The sequence below is a fragment of the Burkholderia mycopellens genome (genome assembly GCF_964265025.1).
GTDB lineage: Bacteria > Pseudomonadota > Gammaproteobacteria > Burkholderiales > Burkholderiaceae > Burkholderia.
This window is the reverse complement of the sequence record NZ_OZ183803.1, coordinates 3,205,596-3,222,431: the sequence shown is the minus strand read 5'-3', so window position 1 is coordinate 3,222,431 and position 16,836 is coordinate 3,205,596. Positions and strand designations below refer to the sequence as shown.

Here is a 16,836-nt window from a genome sequence, read left to right as displayed (position 1 = left end):
TCACAGCCCCGGCAACCGAATCTGCAGGCCGGCCGGGCGATGGTCGAGGCCATCCGTGACTGCGTATTCGGTTTTTGCTCCGTCCGAGGTTTGCCACTTCGGCATGCGGACTCGGCGGGCGAGCACGCCGCCCTTGCTGACGCTGATCTGACCATAGTTCATGCACGACAGGAAGCCGGCGTCGGTGATCGCCGCGTGAATCTTCGCCGTGCCGTCGTACAGCCGCCGCTGCCGCCGCTGATGCCGGGTGCGATCCACCGGCCGCGGGCGATTTTGGCTGTCCGGCCAAAACGACGTTCCGACGTGCCCCTGACGTACCCGGCACGCACCGAACTTTTCCGATATTTTCCCGGTCACAACCGCCGGCGTGCGGGCGCGCCGGCGCCCGCACGCGCGTCCGGCTCCCGGGTATTCCCCGGCCTGCCCCGTCCGATATCATTCGCACATCGCGCGCCTGCCGCCCGCAGGCGCAGCACACAGGGATTCTCGATGGACACCAAACGATCGCGGCCGGGCCTCGCCGCCGCGCTGCTCTGGGCGGCGCTGTATCTCGCGACCGGCTACATCTCGCACCAGTTCAACGGCCCCGTCCGGCTGACGGGCTATATCTGGCTGCCGGCCGGCGTGACGGTCGGCGCGTTCATGCTGCGGCCGATGCGCGAATGGCTGACGCTGGCCGGCGCATTCCTGGTCGGGCAGCTCGCGCTGAGCGGCATCGAACAGGGCAATCTGGTCAACGCGGTGCTGTTCACGCTCGACGAGGTCGGCGCGGCCGCGCTCGCGGTGTGGCTCGTCCAGCGCGTGCGCTTCTCGCTCGAAGGGCTGTACTTCCTGCGCTCGGTGATCCTCGCCGGCCTGATCGCGGGCGTGGTCGGTGCGCTCGGCGGCGCGGCCTGGTACACGGTGGTCAAGGGTGCGCCGTTCTTCGACGTGTGGTCGGTGTGGAGCGCGTCCGATTTCGTCGGCGTGCTGCTGGTCACGCCGGTGCTCGCGTCATGGTCGCGCTTTCGCGCGCACCGCTCGGGCGACCACGAACGCTTCGACCTGGTGCTCGGCATGGTCTCGTTCGTGCTGGTCGTGGTCGTCGCGCTCGTGATCTTCGACGGCGACACGTCGCGGAAATTCGGCACCGGCGCCGGCTTCGCGCTGACGTACATCCCGCTGTTCCTCACCGTGGCGGTGACGCTGCTGCTCGGCGGCCGCGCGGGCTCGTCGTCGGTGCTGGCGCTCGCGCTGATCGTGATCGAGCAGACCGCGCAGGGTGACGGCCCGTTCTCGTCGTTTCACGAACACTACGGGAGTGCGCTGCTCGAGGCGCAGCTTTATCTGGCGGTCGCGTCGCTGCTGGTGCTGACGGTGAGCACGCTGAAGACGACGCGCGAACGCGTGCACGAACATGCTGCGGTCCTGCAGAACAACATGGAGCTCGCGCTCGCGAGCGCCGGCCAGATCGCGTACGTGCTCGATCCGGAATCGGGGCGGATCGAGTGGAGCGGCGACGTCGAGCGCGTGTTCGGCGTCGGCGTCGATGCGTCGCAGATCGCGAGCGTGCCGCTCGTGCTCGAACGCGTGCAGCCGGGCGACCGCGAGGCGCTGCGCGACTACTGGGATGCGGAGATTGCAGGCGAGGATCGCGCGTCGCTGTCGCTGCGTATCGTGCAGCGCGACGGCGGCACGCAGACGATCACCGATCACGGCGCGCCGCTGCTCGATTCGAATGTCGACGTGACGGTGGTGGCGGGCGTCTGGCAGCTCGAGCGCGTGTGGCCGGCGGCGGACGAATGAGCGGACGCGCGTCATGAGCGGCCGCACGGGCGTCCTGCTGATCCACGGGCTCGGCGGCACGCAATACGATCTCGGTTCGCTGCACAAGGCGATGCGGCGCGCGGGCGGCGATACGCACATGATCACGCTGCCGGGGCACGGCACCCGCCCGGAGGATCTGGTCGGCGTGCGCGCGGAGGCATGGCTCGACGCGGTGACCGAGCAGTATCGCGCGCTGGAAAACGACTACGACACGCTGCATGTCGCGGGCATGTGCATGGGCGCGCTGGTCGCGCTGCTGCTGTGCCACCGCGTGCAGCACGCGCGCGGCCGGCTTGCGCTGCTGGCCACGCCGGTGTTCATCGACGGCTGGTCGACGCCGTGGTACCGGGCGTTGCGGCATGTGCTGTACCGCGTGCCGGGTGTGGCGGAACGGATGCGTGTCGAGGAAGGCGATCCGTTCGGCATCAAGAACGCGACGATCCGCGCGATCGTGAAGAAGAAGTTCGAGCGCGAGGACAGTTTCCACTATGCATGGGTGCCGCTCGCATGCGTGCGGCAGGTCGACCGGATGCGCGGCTGGGCGCTCGAGGCCGCGGCCGGCACGCCGTGCCCGACGCTCGTGCTGCATGCGCGCGAGGACGAACTCACGAGCCTGCGCTCGGCCGATTTCCTGCTGGAAAAGATGCCCGATGCGCGCGGGATCGTGCTGGAGAACAGCTACCACATGATCTGCGCGGACAACGATCGCGACGACGTCGCGCGCCACGTGCTCGAATTCTTCGGGTTCGATCCGGTGCACGCGGTGAGTCCGGCGATGGCGCGCAGGATGGGGCGGCTGGCGTCGTGACGGCCTGACGGCGGCTCACGCCGCTTCCGGCCGGCGGGCAAGCCGCTCCCGGATCTCGGGCGACGCCAGGCACGTGGCCACGGCTTCGTAGCCGGGCGCACCGGGGTAAGGCGCCACGCGCGAAGGCGGGCTGTGATTGGCCGGGCACAGCAGCAGGGTTTCGTCGGGCCCGACCGCCGACAGATCGAGGATCGCCGACGAGCGCGTCAGCAGGAACAGCGGCCGCATGCCGGCGGCGGCGTGTTCACGCAGACGGGCAATCAGTGCCTGTTGCGTGGGCCGGTCGAGATCCTGTTCGATCATGTCGACGACCAGCGCGCGCGGGCCTTCGGCTTCGAGAACGGCGAGCAGCGCGGTCAGCGCTGCCGATGGCGTCGCGCCCCTTTCGGCGAGCCACGCCGAGGCGCGCTTGACACGCGACTTCAATGAAGGATCGGCGCGCAGCGCGGCAATCGCAGCCGCACCGTCGTTTTCCAGCCGATCGAGGCCGACGAACACGGCGCCGGGCAGTGAGTCGGCGAGCCGGCGCGCCAGCCGCGTCTTGCCGCTGCCGAGCGAACCGATGATGTAGTTCAACGGGCGGATGTCACGACATTCGAACCATTCACCGCCCCACGGCCACGGCAGGCTGAATGCCACGCCGGCACTGCTGTCGTCGACGATCCGCGTCAGTTCGCCGTCGGCCGGCATCCGGCCGCGTGCGAGGCCGGCGCGGATCGCGCGCACGCGGTCGACCTTGCGCACGAGATCCTGAATGCCGTGATCGAGCGCCGCTTCGTGAGCGGCCAGCGCGTCGTCCAGGCAGCGCGCGTCACCGTCGAGCACGCTTGCCACCTGCGCGAGACTGAGGCCGAGCGCACGCAGCGCCGCGATGTCGGCCGCGCGGGCGAGCGCGTCCGGGCCATACGCGCGGTAGCCGGCCGGCGTGCGCTCCGGCGTGACGAGGCCGTGCCGCTCGTACAGCCGCAGCGCCTTGATCGATACGCCGAGCCGCGCGGCGGCGGCCGATGCGTTCAAACGGGGCGTGGACGTGCTCATCCGTCACCTCTCTCTGCTGTCGATTCGTTGCGCTCAGCATAAAGGCGATCCCAAGGGCCGGGTCAAGCGCGACGGCACGCGAATCGATGAAACGCGGCCGCGCCGACGTCGATCCGGTACACCCGTAGCGCGTTGTCATGCCAGACCGCGCGGCGCTCGGCGTCGGCGAGGTGCGTCATCGCACGAGCGAACGTGCGCAGCAGCGCGGGATACGACACACGCAGCCCGGCCACGGGAAAGTTGCTGGCGAACAGGCAGCGCTGCGCGCCGAATATCGCGATCGTGTCGCGGATGATCCGCGCGTTGTCCGCGTCGTTCCACACGGCGTCGCGCAAGCCGAGTTCGGAAATCTTCACGGCCACGCGCGGCGACGCGGCAAGCGCCTCCATGCCGCGTCGCCAATGCGCGAGCCCTGCATCCGAGCGATCCCACGGCAGCCCCGCATGTTCGAGCACGACGTCGACGTCAGGTGCATCGGCCAGCAGCGCAGCCGCCTCCTCGAGATGCCAGAACGGCACGCGCAGGTCCCAGCACAGGCCATGCGCGACAAGGCGTTCCAGCGCGGCCGGCCAGCGCGGATCGCGCAGCGTGCCCGGCGCGTCGACGGATGCATCCGGTGCGGCCGCGGTGCGCGGCTTGAAGCGCACGCCGCGCACGCGCGGCCATGCGGCCTGCTCGGCGAGCCGTTCATCCGCATCGCCGGCGAGCAGGTCGACCCACGCGACGACCGCCGACGGCAGCCCGTGCGACGCCGCGACCTCGTGCAGCCAGCGCGTTTCCGCCAGTGCCTCGTCGCGCGCACGTTCGGCCTCGACGTGCACGCTGGCGACGATTGGCGCACCCTGCGCCGCGTGCCGGAGATCGTCCACCCCGAAATCGCGGCACAGCGCCGCGTAGTCGCCGAACATGAAGCGCGCCGGATCGTAGCCCTCCTGTAGCCACGGATAGCGCGCGCTCGCATCGAGCCGCCACAGGTGGTGATGCGCATCGACGAGCGCATCCGGCATGCCGTCGAGCGGCGACGTGTCGCGCATGTCAGCGTGCCCCGGCGAGCACATACGACGCATCGGGCTCGCGCAGCGTCGCCAGTGCGCCGACGAAACGCCAGGTATCGAGATCGAGCTCGCGCACGTAGTCGTCCTGGAACGACACGTACGCGACGCGTCGCGACGGATGGAACGACAGCGCGGTCGGATTCGCGGGCAGCGCGATGCGCTCGATTTCCTCGAGCTGCCGTGCATCGAACACGGAAATCGACCGCTCGCCCGAGTTGGTGAGCAGCAGCAGGTCGCGGCCGTCCGGCGCGGTCGTGCGGTAGATGCGGTTCGGATCGCTGCGCGTCTTCACGCGGCGGCCGCAGGTCATCGTTTCGGTATCGATCTCGACCAGCGTGTCGTCGCCGCGATTCGCGACGAACAGCGTGCGCTCGTCGCTCGACAGCGCATTGCCTTCGGGGCGCGGGCCGGGCATCACCGCGCGCGGCGCGACCGTCGCGTCGCGTGGATGGAATTGCGTGACGGTATTCGACAGCAGGTGCACGCCGTACGCACGGCTCGCATCGCGCGTGAGCGTGACGAGGTGCGTCTTCACGCCGCCGGACGGCACGGCCATGTTCGGCACGGGCTGTTGGGTCGGCTCGTCGAACACGAGCAGCATGTCGTGCGCCTCGCTCATCGCGTACAGCCGGCCGTCGCGGTCGCTTGCCATCCCGTGCGGCCGGTAGTACGGCCACAGGTCGAGCATGCGCGTGTGCGTGCGTGCGGCGAGATCGATCTCGGCGATCCGGTGGTCGCCTTCATGGCCGCGCGACCACGCGGTCTCGATCCCGAAGATGCCGACGTACGCAAAGCGTTCGTTCACGTCGACGGTGAACTCGTGCGGGAAGTTCGGCAGCACGACGTGCTTGAGCGCGGCTTTCGTGTCGAGGTCGTAGAAGCTGAAGGTATGGGCGCATTTCTGCACCAGCAACAGGATGTCGTTCATGGTGAGTCTCCGTAATTTCGTTCGGTATCCAGCGTATCCCGTCTCAGTCCTCGCAGCGTTTCGGCAGCGTCAGCGCGAGCAGGCCGGCCACCGCGAGCGTGATCGCGAGGCTGTACACGCCGGCCGCCGCGCTCACGTGCTGGGTCAGCACGCCGACCGCATACGGGCCGCAGAACCCGCCGAGATTGCCGAGCGCGTTGATCAGGCCGCGCGCGCTGCCGGCCGTCTCGACGCTGCAGAGCTTCGGCGGAATCGCCCAGAACACGCCGGCGGCCGCCTGCAGGAAGAAGCCGCAGCCGATCAGGAACGCGAACGACACGGCCATCGATGCATGCGTGAGCACCGACAGCGCCAGGCACGCGGCGAAGCCGACGAGCGGCAGCAGCACGAACAGGCGGCGCTTGCCGGTTCGATCAGACAAATACGACGTGACGAACATCCCGATCACCATCGCGACATACGGCAGCATCGCGAGCAGGCCGACCTTGCCCATCCCCGTGTGCGTGAGGTTTTTCAGCAGGGTCGGCAGCCACATCGTATAGCCGTAGATGCCGACCTGATAGCAGAAGTTGATCGCGATCAGCAGCCAGATCGTCGGGTTGCGCAGCATCTCGCCGAACGATGCGGCGGCCGGCGTGCCGGCCGCGCGCTTGCGTTCCTGTTCGTCGCGCAGCGCGTCGAGGATGTAGGCCTTCTCGCGCGGCGACACCCAGCGCGCGGTCTCCGGGCCGTCGTCGGCGAACAGCAGCCACACGACGAGGCACAGCAGCGACAGCGCGCCCGCGCTGAAGAACAGGTGATGCCAGTCGTACGCGGCGAGGATGAAGCCGGACAGCGGCGCGGTGATCATGCCGGCGAGCGGCACGAACATGATGACCATCGCATTCGCGCGGCCGCGTTCGCGGTCGGGAAACCAGTGGCTGACCATCGTCAGCACGACGGGCAGCATCCCGCCCTCGGCCACGCCGAGCAGGAAGCGCAGCGTCAGCAGTTGCCAGGTATGCGTGACGAACCCGGTCAGCACCGACAGCACGGCCCAGCTCACGAGCGACCACGCGATGAAGGTCTTGCCGCTGCCGAGCGCCGCGCGCCGGCCGCCGGGAATCTGCAGGAACAGGTAGCCGAAGAAGAAGATGCCGCCGGCAAGGCCGGCCATCGTCGCGTCCATGCCGAGATCGGCGTTCATCCCGCCGGGCATCGCGAACGCGATGTTCACGCGGTCCATGTAGGAAATGATGCAGGCGAGCAGCAGCGGCGGAATCACGCGCAGCCAGCGGCGGCGCGGAATCGCTTCGCCGGCTTCGTATGCCGGGGTGGCCGGGTTCAACGAATTCATGATGTCTCCAATATTGTCGATCTGCGGCAGCGATCTTCTGATGGACCGCTGTCACGCCGTGACGAATCCGCACGGGGCTAACCGCCGATGCGCAACGCAGGTACGCATTTCCCATCGGCGCGAACGTCTGTCCGGCTGCGCGGCGTGCGCGTCGGGCCGCAGCCGTGAAGCGCACGCCGCAGGCGTCCGGACGTCTAATGCCCCCAGCGCAGCACGAGCGGATCGAGCCGCCGCGCCGTGTCGAGCAAGCCGGCGCGCACCTGGGGATGCAGTTCGGGCCACGGCGCGCGCGGTGCGTCGCACGCGATCACGCCGCCTTCGCGCATCAGCGCCTTCGCGGTCAGGAAGCCGGACTGGCGGTTCTCGTAGTTGATCAGCGGCAGCCAGCGCGCGTACTGCTCGGCTGCTTCGTCGCGGCGGCCGGCGAAATATGCGTCGGTGATCCGGCGAATCCCGTCCGGATAGCCGCCGCCCGTCATCGCGCCGGTCGCGCCGGCATCGAGATCGGCGAGCAGCGTGATGCCTTCCTCGCCGTCCCACGGCCCCTCGATCGCATCGCCGGCGAGCGCGATCAGCTCGCGCAGCTTCGACGCGGCGCCGGCCGTCTCGATCTTGAAGTACGACACGGCGTCGATCTCGCGGGCGAGCGACGCGAGCAGCGCTGCCGGCAGCGCGACGCCGCTCGCGGGTGCGTCCTGGATCATCAGCGGAATGTCGAGGCCGTCCGCGGCTTCGCGGAAGAACGCTCGCACCTGCGCCTCCGGCACGCGGAACGTCGCGCCGTGGTACGGCGGCATCACCATCACCATCGCCGCGCCGAGCGCCTGCGCGTGCCGGTTGCGTGCTGCGCAGATCCGCGCGCTGAAGTGCGACGTCGTGACGATCACCGGCACGCGGCCCGCGACGTGCTCGAGCGTGGTGCGCGTGATCAGGTCGCGTTCGTCGTCGCCGAGCGCGAATTGCTCGGAGTAGTTCGCGTGGATGCAGATGCCCTGCGAACCGGCATCGATCATGAAGTCGAGGCAGCGGCGCTGGCCGTCGAGATCGAGTGCGCCGTGTGCGTCGAAGATCGTCGGTGCGACCGGAAAGACGCCCTGGTAGCGTGCGTGCATGGCGGGCCTCACTCGACGATGTCGAACTGGTCGAGGAACTCGGTCTTCAGCGTGAGGCCGAGGCCCGGCACGTCGTCGCGCAGTTGCACGAAGCCGTTCTCGGCCACCGGCTCGCCGTCGAAGATGTAATAGAACAGCTCGTTGCCGACCTCGACGTCGAACATCGGGAAGTACTCGCTCATCGGCGACGCGAGCGTGCTCATCGTCAGGTGATAGTTGTGCATCTGGCCCGCATGCGGAATCACCGGCACGCTGTACGCCTCGCACAGCGCGTTGATCTTGTGCGCCATCGTGATCCCGCCGACGCGGTTCGTGTCGTACTGGACGACCGACACGGCCTTGCGGTCGAGCAGCTGCTTGAAGCCGTACAGCGAGAATTCGTGCTCGCCGCCGGAGATCGGAATGCGCGTCAACTGGTTCAGCTCCGCATAGCCGTCGATGTCGTCGGCGATCACCGGTTCTTCCAGCCAGCGCGGCTGGTATTTCTCGAGCTTCGGCAGGATGCGCTTCGCATACTCGAGGTTCCAGCCCATGTAGCACTCGAGCATCAGGTCGTTGTCGTAGCCGATCACCTCGCGGATCGCCGCAACCGACTTCAGGTTCTCGGTCACGCCTTGCTGGCCGTGCGCGGGCCCGTAGCCGAAGCGCATCTTGAACGCGCGGAAGCCTTCCTTCAGGTAGCGCTGCGCTTCGTCCTGCATCTCTCTCAGATCGGTGCGGTAGAGCTTCGAGTAGTAGCAGGGGATCTTTTCCTTGGTGCGGCCGCCGAGCAGCTTGAACACGGGCTTGCCGACGCTCTTGCCGAGGATGTCCCAGATCGCGATGTCGACCGCCGAGATTGCCGCCATGCCGATGCCCTTGCGGCCCCACGCGTGGGTCGCGCGATACATCCGCTGGTTCAGGTATTCGTAGTCCCACGGGTCCTGGCCGATCACGAGCGGCGCGAGGTACTGGTCGATGATCACCTTCGCGACATGTGGCGCGAGCGCGACGTTGCCGAGGCCGACGATACCGTCGTCGGTCTCGACCTCGACGACCGTCCACGAATGGAAGCGGAACGTGCTCATCGTTTCCTGCGGCGCGTACAGCAGATCCATCGCGTTCGAGCAGAAGTTGCCCTGGGGCGGAACGGTCTTGCCTTTCCACTGGAATACGCGTGCGCGCACGGAACGGATTTTCATGATGGTGTCTCCGGTAATTGGTGTTGTCGGGTGCGGGAGGCGCGCGAACGTCACGCCGAAACGGTGGCAGTGCGGCGCGCGGCGCCCATCCGGCAGGCGATCTGCAGCGCCTGCCAGGTTGCGCCGACGTCGGCTGTGCCTCGGCCCGCGATGTCGTACGCGGTGCCGTGCGCGGGCGTCGTGATCGGCACGGGCAGCCCGCCCTGCACGGTCACGCCGCGCGAGAAGCCGAGCAGCTTGATCGCGATCTGCCCCTGGTCGTGGTACATCGTGACGATCGCCTGGTAATCGCCGGCCTGCGCCTTCAGGAAGATCGTGTCAGCGGGGAACGGGCCGTGGAACGGCGCGTCGGTCGGCCAGTCGCGCGACTGCAGCTTGCGCACCGCCGGCTCGATGATGTCGACTTCCTCGCGGCCGCAGCTGCCGCCGTCGCCGCCGTGCGGGTTGAACGCGGCGATCGCCACTTTCGGCGCGGCGACACCGTTCGCGAGCAGCGACCGGTAGATCAGTTCGGAGGCCTGCTCGATCCGCTCGATGCTCAGGTAGCGCGGCGCATCCTTCAGCGGAATGTGCGACGAGATGCGCGCGGTCCACAGCTCGCCGAGCGTGTTGAATTCGCAGAAGTAGCTGGTCACGCCGAGCGCTTCGGCGAAGTGGTGCAACTCGTCCTCGTGCTTCAGCCCGCCGAGCTTCATCGCGTATTTGTTCAGCGGCGCGAAGCAGATCGCGTCGATGTCACCGGCGAGCGCCGCGTCGAGGCACAGGTCGAGCACGGTCAGCGTCGAGCGGCCGCCGGCCGCGCCGGGCTGCCCGACCGTGACGTCGGCCGGGGCGATCGTGTCGACGGCGACGAACGCGGCGCGCGCGGTCGAGCGCCGGCCGCGCGCGGCGGCGAGCGATGCGACGGGCTCGACGTCGACCGTCACGCCGGCCACGCGCTGGCCGGCTTCCCACAGCCAGCGATCGCCGATCAGCACGAGATTCGCGCGGGTGGTGGCGTCGGGGCGGGCGAGCAGTTTCGCGATCAGCTCGGCGCCGATGCCGGCGGGGTCGCCGAGCGTCAGCGCGACGACGGGCAGGGGAGCGGTGGGCGAGGGGGTGGTCATGCGTGTCTCCGGTGGCGGCGCGTGGCCGTTTGTCTATGGGGTTGATGCTAGGTAGACGGAATGAGTCGGTAAATTGAAAACTCTTGATGAATCGATAACCTGGAGTAATCAGAGATGGGCTCGATCGACCGACGGGACTCGACCCCGCAGTTGCTGAACCGGCTGCGCATGCGGCAGATCGCGCTGCTGCTGGCCGTGGACGAGTGCTCGACGCTGCGCGCGGCGGCCGAGCAGATGGGCCTCACGCAGCCGGCCGCGACGAAGATGCTGGCCGAGCTGGAGAGCGCGCTCGGCCAGCGGCTGTTCGACCGTGTCGGGCGCGGGCTCGTGCTGAATCCGGCTGGCGAGCGCGTGCTCGGCTATTTCCGCGGCATCCGCGGCAGCATGGAGGCGCTGAATCGCGAGCTCGGCGAGCTGCAGCTCGGCAGCGCGGGGCGGCTGGCGATCGGCAGCATCATGGCGGCGTCGCCGGGGCGGCTCACCGAGGCGCTGGTGCAGTTGAAGGCGCGTTACCCGCTGCTGGCGATCGACATCGCGGTGGATACGAGCGACAGGCTGATGCCGCAGCTGCGTGAAGGCGTGCTCGAAGTGGTGATCGGGCGCCACGTCGGGACCGATTGCGACTTCCGCGTGGTCGACGACGAGGCGCTCGCGATCATCGCGGGCCGCGACCATCCGCTCGCGGGCGCGGGGCCGGTGGCATTCGACGCGCTGCTCGATTACGCGTGGATTCTGCAGCCGGCCGGCAGCCCGGCGCGCGAGGTCGTCGAGCGCGAGTTCAACGCGCGGCACCAGCCGATGCCGCGCGGGCTGGTCGAAACGGGGTCGATCCTGACCACGATGAACCTCGTCGACCGCTCGCCGATGCTCGGCGTGATTCCGCTGACGGTGGCGCGGCGCAATGCGGAGCACGGGCTCGTCGCGATCATCGATTACACGCTCGAACAGAAGCTGCCGTCGTACGGCAGCCTCGTGCGGCGCGACCGGCCGCTGAGCATCCCCGCGCAGCAGTTTCTTGCGCTGTTTCACCGGGACGGGGCGGGAGATGACGGCGGTGTGTAACGGTGTGGCTTGCCAGCCGAGGCGGCCGAGCCCGCCGCGCCGACCGCGTTGGCCGAACCAGCCGCGGCAGCCGGGTAGGCCGGACCAGCCGAGTCAGCCACGCCGGCCGAACCAGCCAGGTCAGCCACGCCGGCCGAGTCAGCCGAGTCAGCCGAGTCAGCCGAGTCAGCCGAGTCAGCCGAGTCAGCCGAGTCAGCCGAGTCAGCCGAGTCAGCCGAGTCAGCCGAGTCAGCCGAGTCAGCCGAGTCAGCCGAGTCAGCCGAGTCAGCCGAGTCAGCCGAGTCAGCCGAGTCAGCCGAGTCAGCCGAGTCAGCCGAGTCAGCCGAGTCAGCCGAGTCAGCCGAGTCAGCCGAGTCAGCCGAGTCAGCCGAGCCAGCCGAGCCAGCCGAACCAGCCGAACCAGCCGAACCAGCCGAACCAGCCGAACCAGCCGAACCAGCCGAACCAGCCGAACCAGCCGAACCAGCCGAACCAGCCGAACCAGCCGAACCAGCCAGGCAAACCGGGCCGGTCGCACGCCGCCGTCGCGGCACACGGTGACGCGAGACGGCGCCGCCGCCCGGACAGCCGACGCAGGCGAACCCGAAGCGACCCGCTTCAGTGTGCCGACGGCGCGGCGGGCGCGTCGGCGAGCGCCGGCATCGACACCGACAGCGTGCGTTCGGGCCGAATCCGCAGCGCGGCGACGATGCCGATCAGCAGCATCGCGACCGAGCCGATGAACGGCACGGTCCAGCTCCCCGTGCGATCGACGAGATAGCCGAACAGGATCGGCGACAGGATCCCCGAGATCGCGGAGCCCGCGTTCATCATCCCGCTCGCGATGCCGGCGTGGGTCGGCGCGATGTCGCTCGGCACGGCCCAGATCGGCCCGATCGTCAGTTCGAGGCACAGGAACGACCCCGACAGGCACAGCGCGACGCCGGCCGTCGAGTGCACGACCGCGAGCGGCAGCAGGCACACGAGCGCGCCGACGAAGCTCGCGACGATCACGCTCTGGCGCGACAGCGCGAGGTTGCCGGTCTTTCGGTAGATCCGGTCGCACAGCCAGCCGCCGAGCGTGTCGCCGGCCACGCCCGCGAAGAACACGCCGGATGCGAACAGCGCGGTCGACTTCAGGTTCAGGCCCTGGCCGTTCAGGAAGAACGTCGGCAGCCACGTGAAGAACAGCCACGCGGTCCAGCCGTAGCAGAAGTAGACGAAGATGGTCGGCGCCATCCGGCGGAACAGCGGCCCCCACGGTGTCGGGCCGGCGGGCGGCGCGGGGCGCGCGGCACGCGGGCGGCCATGGCCGGCTTCGTCGCCGAGCGGATATTCGCGGAAGCCGACGATCCACCAGGCGAGCCACACCAGCGTCACCGCGCCGATCACGAAGAACGCGGCGCGCCACGACAGCCAAGTCATCAATGCGGCGACGATCGGCGGCGTGACCGCGTTGCCGAGCCGCGAGAACGAATGCGTGAAGCCCTGCACGACGCCGCGCCGCTCGCGCGGGAACCAGTGTGTGATCGCGCGGGCCTGGGCGGGCAGCGTCGCGCCTTCGCCGATGCCGAGCAGCAGGCGCGCGGCGAACAGCAGCCCGAGGCTGTGCACGAACCCGGTGGTGAAGGTCGACACGACCCAGATCAGCCCGCAGCCGATCAGCGTGATGCGGGCGCCGAACCGGTCGGCGATCCAGCCGCCGCCGATCTGGCAGATGGCATACGAATACGCGAACGCGGAGAACGCGACGCCAAGTTCGGTATTCGACAGGCCGAGTTCGGCCTTGATCGCGCCGGCCGCGGTCGCGAGGTTCACGCGGTCGACGTAGAGGATGAATGACAGCGCGCACAGCAGCCACAGCGTGTGGCGCCGTTGACGGTGATCGTTAGGCATGTGTCTCGCTCCGTTGTCGTGCGCGGCGTTACACGGACGCCGCGTCGATTGGCGCAGCCAGCATCGCGCGCCGGGGAGGAGCCGTCTAATGAATCTTTTGGATCGGTTGATAACCTGAGGCATTCATTTCAGCCCGGGCGCATCGACCTGATCCGTGGCGGTGCGGTCGACTGCAGGTTCCGTGCAGTAGCGCTTTCCTCGCCTTCGATGCGCTGACACGGCGCCTGCTCCGCGCGGCACACCCGCCATCCCGAACACCCCGTTCCATGCGCGTGGATGCGCCTGCCCGGCACACAAGCCGTCTCGCCACGCGACAGCCGCTGCCTGCCGCGGCGGCGGCGTGCCGATCGACGCCTGAGCGCTGCAACCACGCGCACTCGATCCGCTGCGAAAAGCATTCTGCTTGCCTCGCCTCGCACAATTCTTTAAATCAACGTAACAATCATGGGCTTAAGGTGACAGTTTTATATTTTTTGGAACTTGAACTAGTCATTTTCATTCGCAATTAAGAACTCGTCTCATTTTCAGCTGGCGTCTACGTCCATAGACTTGCAGCGGTGGGATCTATTTCTCACGTATCGAATTTCCATCGATTATTTATTCAATGCGATTCGAACTAAGAAGCTCATTCTTTAATAGGAATTACTCGATGAAACTCAGCAAACTCGTTTTGGCAATGGGCGTCACCACGGCACTGTTCGGCATGGCACATACGGCACAGGCCGATACGGTGTCGAAGAAGATCACGCTGACCGCCCAGATCAACGACGGTATTTTCGTGTCGAAGCCGGACGGCTCGACCTGGTACGGCACGGAAGAACTGAACGCCACCGACTACACGCAGGCCAAGTTCGAGAAGACGCTGCCGATCCGCGTCTGGTCGAAGAACGCCGACTTCAACGTGTCGCTCGCACAACCGCTGAAGATGTCGAGCGGCGCGTACGAAATGAAGAACGCGAAGGTTTCGCTGTCGGGCAACGGCGGCGATGCTGAAGTCAAGTTCGGCGCGGTCCAGAAGGTCACGCAAGTGACGGCTGGCAACGGCGGTTTCGACGAAATCCACAACCTGAAGATCAACGTCGACGCACCGATCCAGGTCGGCACGAACAGCACGAACGGCAGCTACAGCGGCGATCTCGTGATGGTGTTCGAACCGGTCGCAGCAGCAGCACCGTAACCCGTCCCGTACGGAGCCCCGATTCGATCGGGGCTCTCCCTGAAGAATTCCATGCCAGCCCGTCCCAACCCTCCCTAGAAGAAATCAGCGTGGTCGCCTATCAAGCTCCTTTCCGTTTCAACAAGCTGTGGCTGGGTGCGTTTCTTTTTGTTTCGTCATACTCATTCGCACAACTAAAGGTAACGTATGGCGTGCCCGAAGGGTTCAGTTCGACCGAACTGGACGATAGTGCGAACTATGTCGCGACCTTCAACGGGCGCACGCTGCCGGGGTTCATCAGTTATTCATCGAAGGCCGCGTCGCTTGAATTCGACGCGGCCAAGTATGCAGCAAACGGTATTTCCCCCGACGACGTCGACACGATCCGGAGCGTGATCTCGCAGCTCGACTACAAGCGCTGCAGCAAGGGTTGCGACATCTTGATAGACGGGTACCACGTTACCGTCGACAAGCTGAAGCGGTCGATCTCGATCCGCGATTCGCGCGAAGACTACATCGCGCCGCAAACGGGTTTCGGGCTGGTCAACAACCAGGCTCTCGACTTGCGGGCGGCGTCCGACGGTTACCGTGCGGTCAACGTGAACGGCAACACGTATGTCGGGCTGCCGCTCCAGAGCTTCGGCTACATGAGCTGGTACGCGAACCGTACCGAAATGCGCCATTCCAGCGCCAGCCAGCAGGGGCTGTCTTCGTACTACCTGCAGAAGAATTTCGCCCAAACATACGTGCGGGCGGGCAAGCAGAACAACATCGATTACGCGGCCGGCACGGTCAACACGCTGCTGTCGCCGAGCTTCGACCAGTTCGTGACAGTCGGCAGCCAGACCCACCTGCAGGTCGACAGCAAGGCCGGCTCGCTCATCCTCTACGCGTCGGCCGAAGGCAACTACGAGTTCTACCGGAACGGCCGGCAGATCCTGAAACGGCCGGCCGTGCTCGGCCGCAACGAGATCAGCTTCGCCGATCTGCCGGGCGGCTATTACTCGGTCGAGGTCCGCCTCGTCGACCGCAACGGGAATGTGGTCAACCGGGAAACCCGTGAGGTCAACAACCTCAATTTTGGCGCGAGCAGCGGCAACGCATGGCACGTGACGGCCGGCAAGGAGATGGGCAACGGCGGCTATCTGCTCGAGGCCGCGGTCAGCCGGAATTTCAAGCAGTTCTACCTGAATGGCTCGATGCTCGCCGGAAAGGGCGGCAAATGGGCGGCTGAAGTCAACATCACGCGGCCGACGCAACTGGGCGGGGTCGACATCACACCCACGCTCGGCCTGTTGAGCGGAGAACGCAGCACGGGCGGCTACGTCAACCTGTCGATGGCGAGCGAGGCGCTTGGCAGCCTGATGGTCAGCCGCTACCAGAATACCGCCGTGTCGCGCTTCTACATCGGTCAGCCGAGCACGGCAGTGTCGTATAGCCGCGCGTTCCGCGGCGTGACGTTCGGCTACAACTACCAACGCTCGACGTTCAGCGAATCGCAGCAGGCCGAGGCGCGCTGGAACTACCGGCCGAACGGCCTGTGGGGCACGTTCGCGCTCGGTGTGCAGAAGGGCGGCTATCAGGGCCGCGGCGGCTACGGCGTGTATTTCAACATGACGATGATGCTGGACAGGGCGCAGGCGAGCTTCAGCGCCGCGCATTCCGGCGGCCAGACGCAGATCAGCGGCGACGTCCGCAAGGATTTCCAGGACGGCTTCGGCATGACATCCGTCGGCCTGACGGCGAACCGGATCGGCACCAATTACGGCGTGAACGTCTACGGTACGCGCTCCGGCACGCGCGGCGACGCGTCGCTGAACCTGGGCCAGAGCAGCGGTGGCGGCAACGTCGATTTCAACTACCGCGGCATGGTCGCGGCCAGCAAGGACGGCGTTGCGTTCGGCCGCTACAGCTCGAGCGGCAGCGCGATGCTGTTGAAAACGCCGGACCTCCAGGGCGTGAAGTACGGGTTCAACGTCGAAGGCAGCCCGGTGGCCGGCAACAGCACGTATGCGGTGCCGCTCAATGCGTATCGCGACGTGTCGTTCGCGCGCGTGATGAGCAACAGCGAGCAGTTCGACATGAACGTCGAGGTGCCGGCGAACATCGTCCGGGCTCACCCGGGCCAGGTCTACGCGGCATTGGCGAAGGTCGACATCAACATGGTGTACAGCGGCTTCCTGAAGGATACGAACGGCAAGCCGGTGAGCGGCAAGGTGATCGAAACCGGCGACACGGTGCATCCGAACGGGCTGTTCTCGATCGTCAGCAAAACCTTGTTGTCGCAGATCACGCTCGACCAGGACGGCCATCGCTACACGTGCAGCCTGAAGGACGCCGGCGGAAACGACTTCCGCTGCCAATGATGGCGCA

Annotated in this window: 15 protein-coding genes; 5 read left to right on the top strand and 10 right to left on the bottom strand. The window is 67.2% G+C overall.

Annotated features, from left to right (window positions below; all coding sequences use genetic code 11):
• Positions 1-357, bottom strand: coding sequence for a hypothetical protein (locus ACPTTC_RS32705; RefSeq protein WP_423395489.1), 357 nt, complete (start codon positions 355-357; stop codon positions 1-3).
• Between the two features lie 132 nt (positions 358-489).
• Here ACPTTC_RS32705 and ACPTTC_RS32700 point away from each other — a divergent pair, with 132 nt between their 5' ends.
• The gene (locus tag ACPTTC_RS32700) at positions 490-1,785 is read left to right on the top strand and encodes an MASE1 domain-containing protein (protein WP_423395488.1); all 1,296 of its coding nucleotides are present in this window, start codon (positions 490-492) and stop codon (positions 1,783-1,785) included.
• 13 nt (positions 1,786-1,798) lie between these two features.
• Entirely contained in the window at positions 1,799-2,614 is an 816-nt protein-coding gene (locus ACPTTC_RS32695) for an alpha/beta hydrolase (RefSeq protein WP_423395487.1), read from the top strand.
• 15 nt (positions 2,615-2,629) lie between these two features.
• Here ACPTTC_RS32695 and ACPTTC_RS32690 read toward each other — a convergent pair whose 3' ends face one another.
• The 7 genes from ACPTTC_RS32690 to ACPTTC_RS32660 form a co-directional block, all read right to left on the bottom strand.
• Entirely contained in the window at positions 2,630-3,652 is a 1,023-nt protein-coding gene (locus ACPTTC_RS32690; RefSeq protein WP_423395486.1) for a MerR family transcriptional regulator, read from the bottom strand.
• Between the two features lie 62 nt (positions 3,653-3,714).
• Positions 3,715-4,686, bottom strand: a complete 972-nt coding sequence (locus ACPTTC_RS32685; RefSeq protein ID WP_423395485.1) for an amidohydrolase family protein — start codon at positions 4,684-4,686, stop codon at positions 3,715-3,717.
• A gap of 1 nt (position 4,687) precedes the next feature.
• The gene (locus ACPTTC_RS32680; protein ID WP_175956907.1) at positions 4,688-5,635 is read right to left on the bottom strand and encodes a YncE family protein; all 948 of its coding nucleotides are present in this window, start codon (positions 5,633-5,635) and stop codon (positions 4,688-4,690) included.
• A 43-nt stretch (positions 5,636-5,678) separates the two neighbouring features.
• A complete protein-coding gene (locus ACPTTC_RS32675) occupies positions 5,679-6,971 on the bottom strand; it encodes an MFS transporter (RefSeq protein WP_423395484.1) in 1,293 nt (430 codons plus the stop codon).
• A gap of 194 nt (positions 6,972-7,165) precedes the next feature.
• Positions 7,166-8,083: a dihydrodipicolinate synthase family protein gene (locus ACPTTC_RS32670; protein ID WP_423395483.1), complete on the bottom strand. Its 918-nt coding sequence runs from the start codon at positions 8,081-8,083 to the stop codon at positions 7,166-7,168.
• Positions 8,084-8,091: 8 nt separating this feature from the next.
• Complete coding sequence (locus ACPTTC_RS32665; RefSeq protein WP_011356645.1) at positions 8,092-9,264, bottom strand: L-rhamnonate dehydratase; 1,173 nt, start codon at positions 9,262-9,264, stop codon at positions 8,092-8,094.
• 50 nt (positions 9,265-9,314) lie between these two features.
• The gene (locus tag ACPTTC_RS32660; protein WP_423395482.1) at positions 9,315-10,370 is read right to left on the bottom strand and encodes a 4-hydroxythreonine-4-phosphate dehydrogenase PdxA; all 1,056 of its coding nucleotides are present in this window, start codon (positions 10,368-10,370) and stop codon (positions 9,315-9,317) included.
• A gap of 114 nt (positions 10,371-10,484) precedes the next feature.
• Here ACPTTC_RS32660 and ACPTTC_RS32655 point away from each other — a divergent pair, with 114 nt between their 5' ends.
• Entirely contained in the window at positions 10,485-11,432 is a 948-nt protein-coding gene (locus tag ACPTTC_RS32655; protein WP_423395481.1) for a LysR family transcriptional regulator, read from the top strand.
• 363 nt (positions 11,433-11,795) lie between these two features.
• Here ACPTTC_RS32655 and ACPTTC_RS32650 read toward each other — a convergent pair whose 3' ends face one another.
• Both ACPTTC_RS32650 and ACPTTC_RS32645 read right to left on the bottom strand, forming a co-directional pair.
• Complete coding sequence (locus ACPTTC_RS32650) at positions 11,796-11,933, bottom strand: hypothetical protein (protein WP_423395480.1); 138 nt, start codon at positions 11,931-11,933, stop codon at positions 11,796-11,798.
• Between the two features lie 96 nt (positions 11,934-12,029).
• Positions 12,030-13,307, bottom strand: a complete 1,278-nt coding sequence (locus ACPTTC_RS32645) for an MFS transporter (RefSeq protein WP_423395479.1) — start codon at positions 13,305-13,307, stop codon at positions 12,030-12,032.
• Positions 13,308-13,956: 649 nt separating this feature from the next.
• Between ACPTTC_RS32645 and ACPTTC_RS32640 the strand changes: the two genes are divergently transcribed.
• Together ACPTTC_RS32640 and ACPTTC_RS32635 are read left to right on the top strand one after the other, a co-directional pair.
• Entirely contained in the window at positions 13,957-14,484 is a 528-nt protein-coding gene (locus ACPTTC_RS32640; RefSeq protein WP_301756559.1) for a CS1 type fimbrial major subunit, read from the top strand.
• Between the two features lie 89 nt (positions 14,485-14,573).
• Positions 14,574-16,829: a TcfC E-set like domain-containing protein gene (locus ACPTTC_RS32635; protein WP_423395478.1), complete on the top strand. Its 2,256-nt coding sequence runs from the start codon at positions 14,574-14,576 to the stop codon at positions 16,827-16,829.
• Positions 16,830-16,836: the final 7 nt, after the last annotated feature.

Excerpts from the sequence above, each read along its gene's own strand:
- ACPTTC_RS32700 (WP_423395488.1), top strand. The coding sequence starts at position 490 with ATGGACACCAAACGATCGCGGCCGGGCCTCGCCGCCGCGCTGCTCTGG.
- ACPTTC_RS32695 (WP_423395487.1), top strand. The coding sequence starts at position 1,799 with ATGAGCGGCCGCACGGGCGTCCTGCTGATCCACGGGCTCGGCGGCACG.
- ACPTTC_RS32690 (WP_423395486.1), bottom strand. The coding sequence starts at position 3,652 with ATGAGCACGTCCACGCCCCGTTTGAACGCATCGGCCGCCGCCGCGCGG.
- ACPTTC_RS32685 (WP_423395485.1), bottom strand. The coding sequence starts at position 4,686 with ATGCGCGACACGTCGCCGCTCGACGGCATGCCGGATGCGCTCGTCGAT.
- ACPTTC_RS32680 (WP_175956907.1), bottom strand. The coding sequence starts at position 5,635 with ATGAACGACATCCTGTTGCTGGTGCAGAAATGCGCCCATACCTTCAGC.
- ACPTTC_RS32675 (WP_423395484.1), bottom strand. The coding sequence starts at position 6,971 with ATGAATTCGTTGAACCCGGCCACCCCGGCATACGAAGCCGGCGAAGCG.
- ACPTTC_RS32670 (WP_423395483.1), bottom strand. The coding sequence starts at position 8,083 with ATGCACGCACGCTACCAGGGCGTCTTTCCGGTCGCACCGACGATCTTC.
- ACPTTC_RS32665 (WP_011356645.1), bottom strand. The coding sequence starts at position 9,264 with ATGAAAATCCGTTCCGTGCGCGCACGCGTATTCCAGTGGAAAGGCAAG.
- ACPTTC_RS32660 (WP_423395482.1), bottom strand. The coding sequence starts at position 10,370 with ATGACCACCCCCTCGCCCACCGCTCCCCTGCCCGTCGTCGCGCTGACG.
- ACPTTC_RS32655 (WP_423395481.1), top strand. The coding sequence starts at position 10,485 with ATGGGCTCGATCGACCGACGGGACTCGACCCCGCAGTTGCTGAACCGG.
- ACPTTC_RS32645 (WP_423395479.1), bottom strand. The coding sequence starts at position 13,307 with ATGCCTAACGATCACCGTCAACGGCGCCACACGCTGTGGCTGCTGTGC.
- ACPTTC_RS32640 (WP_301756559.1), top strand. The coding sequence starts at position 13,957 with ATGAAACTCAGCAAACTCGTTTTGGCAATGGGCGTCACCACGGCACTG.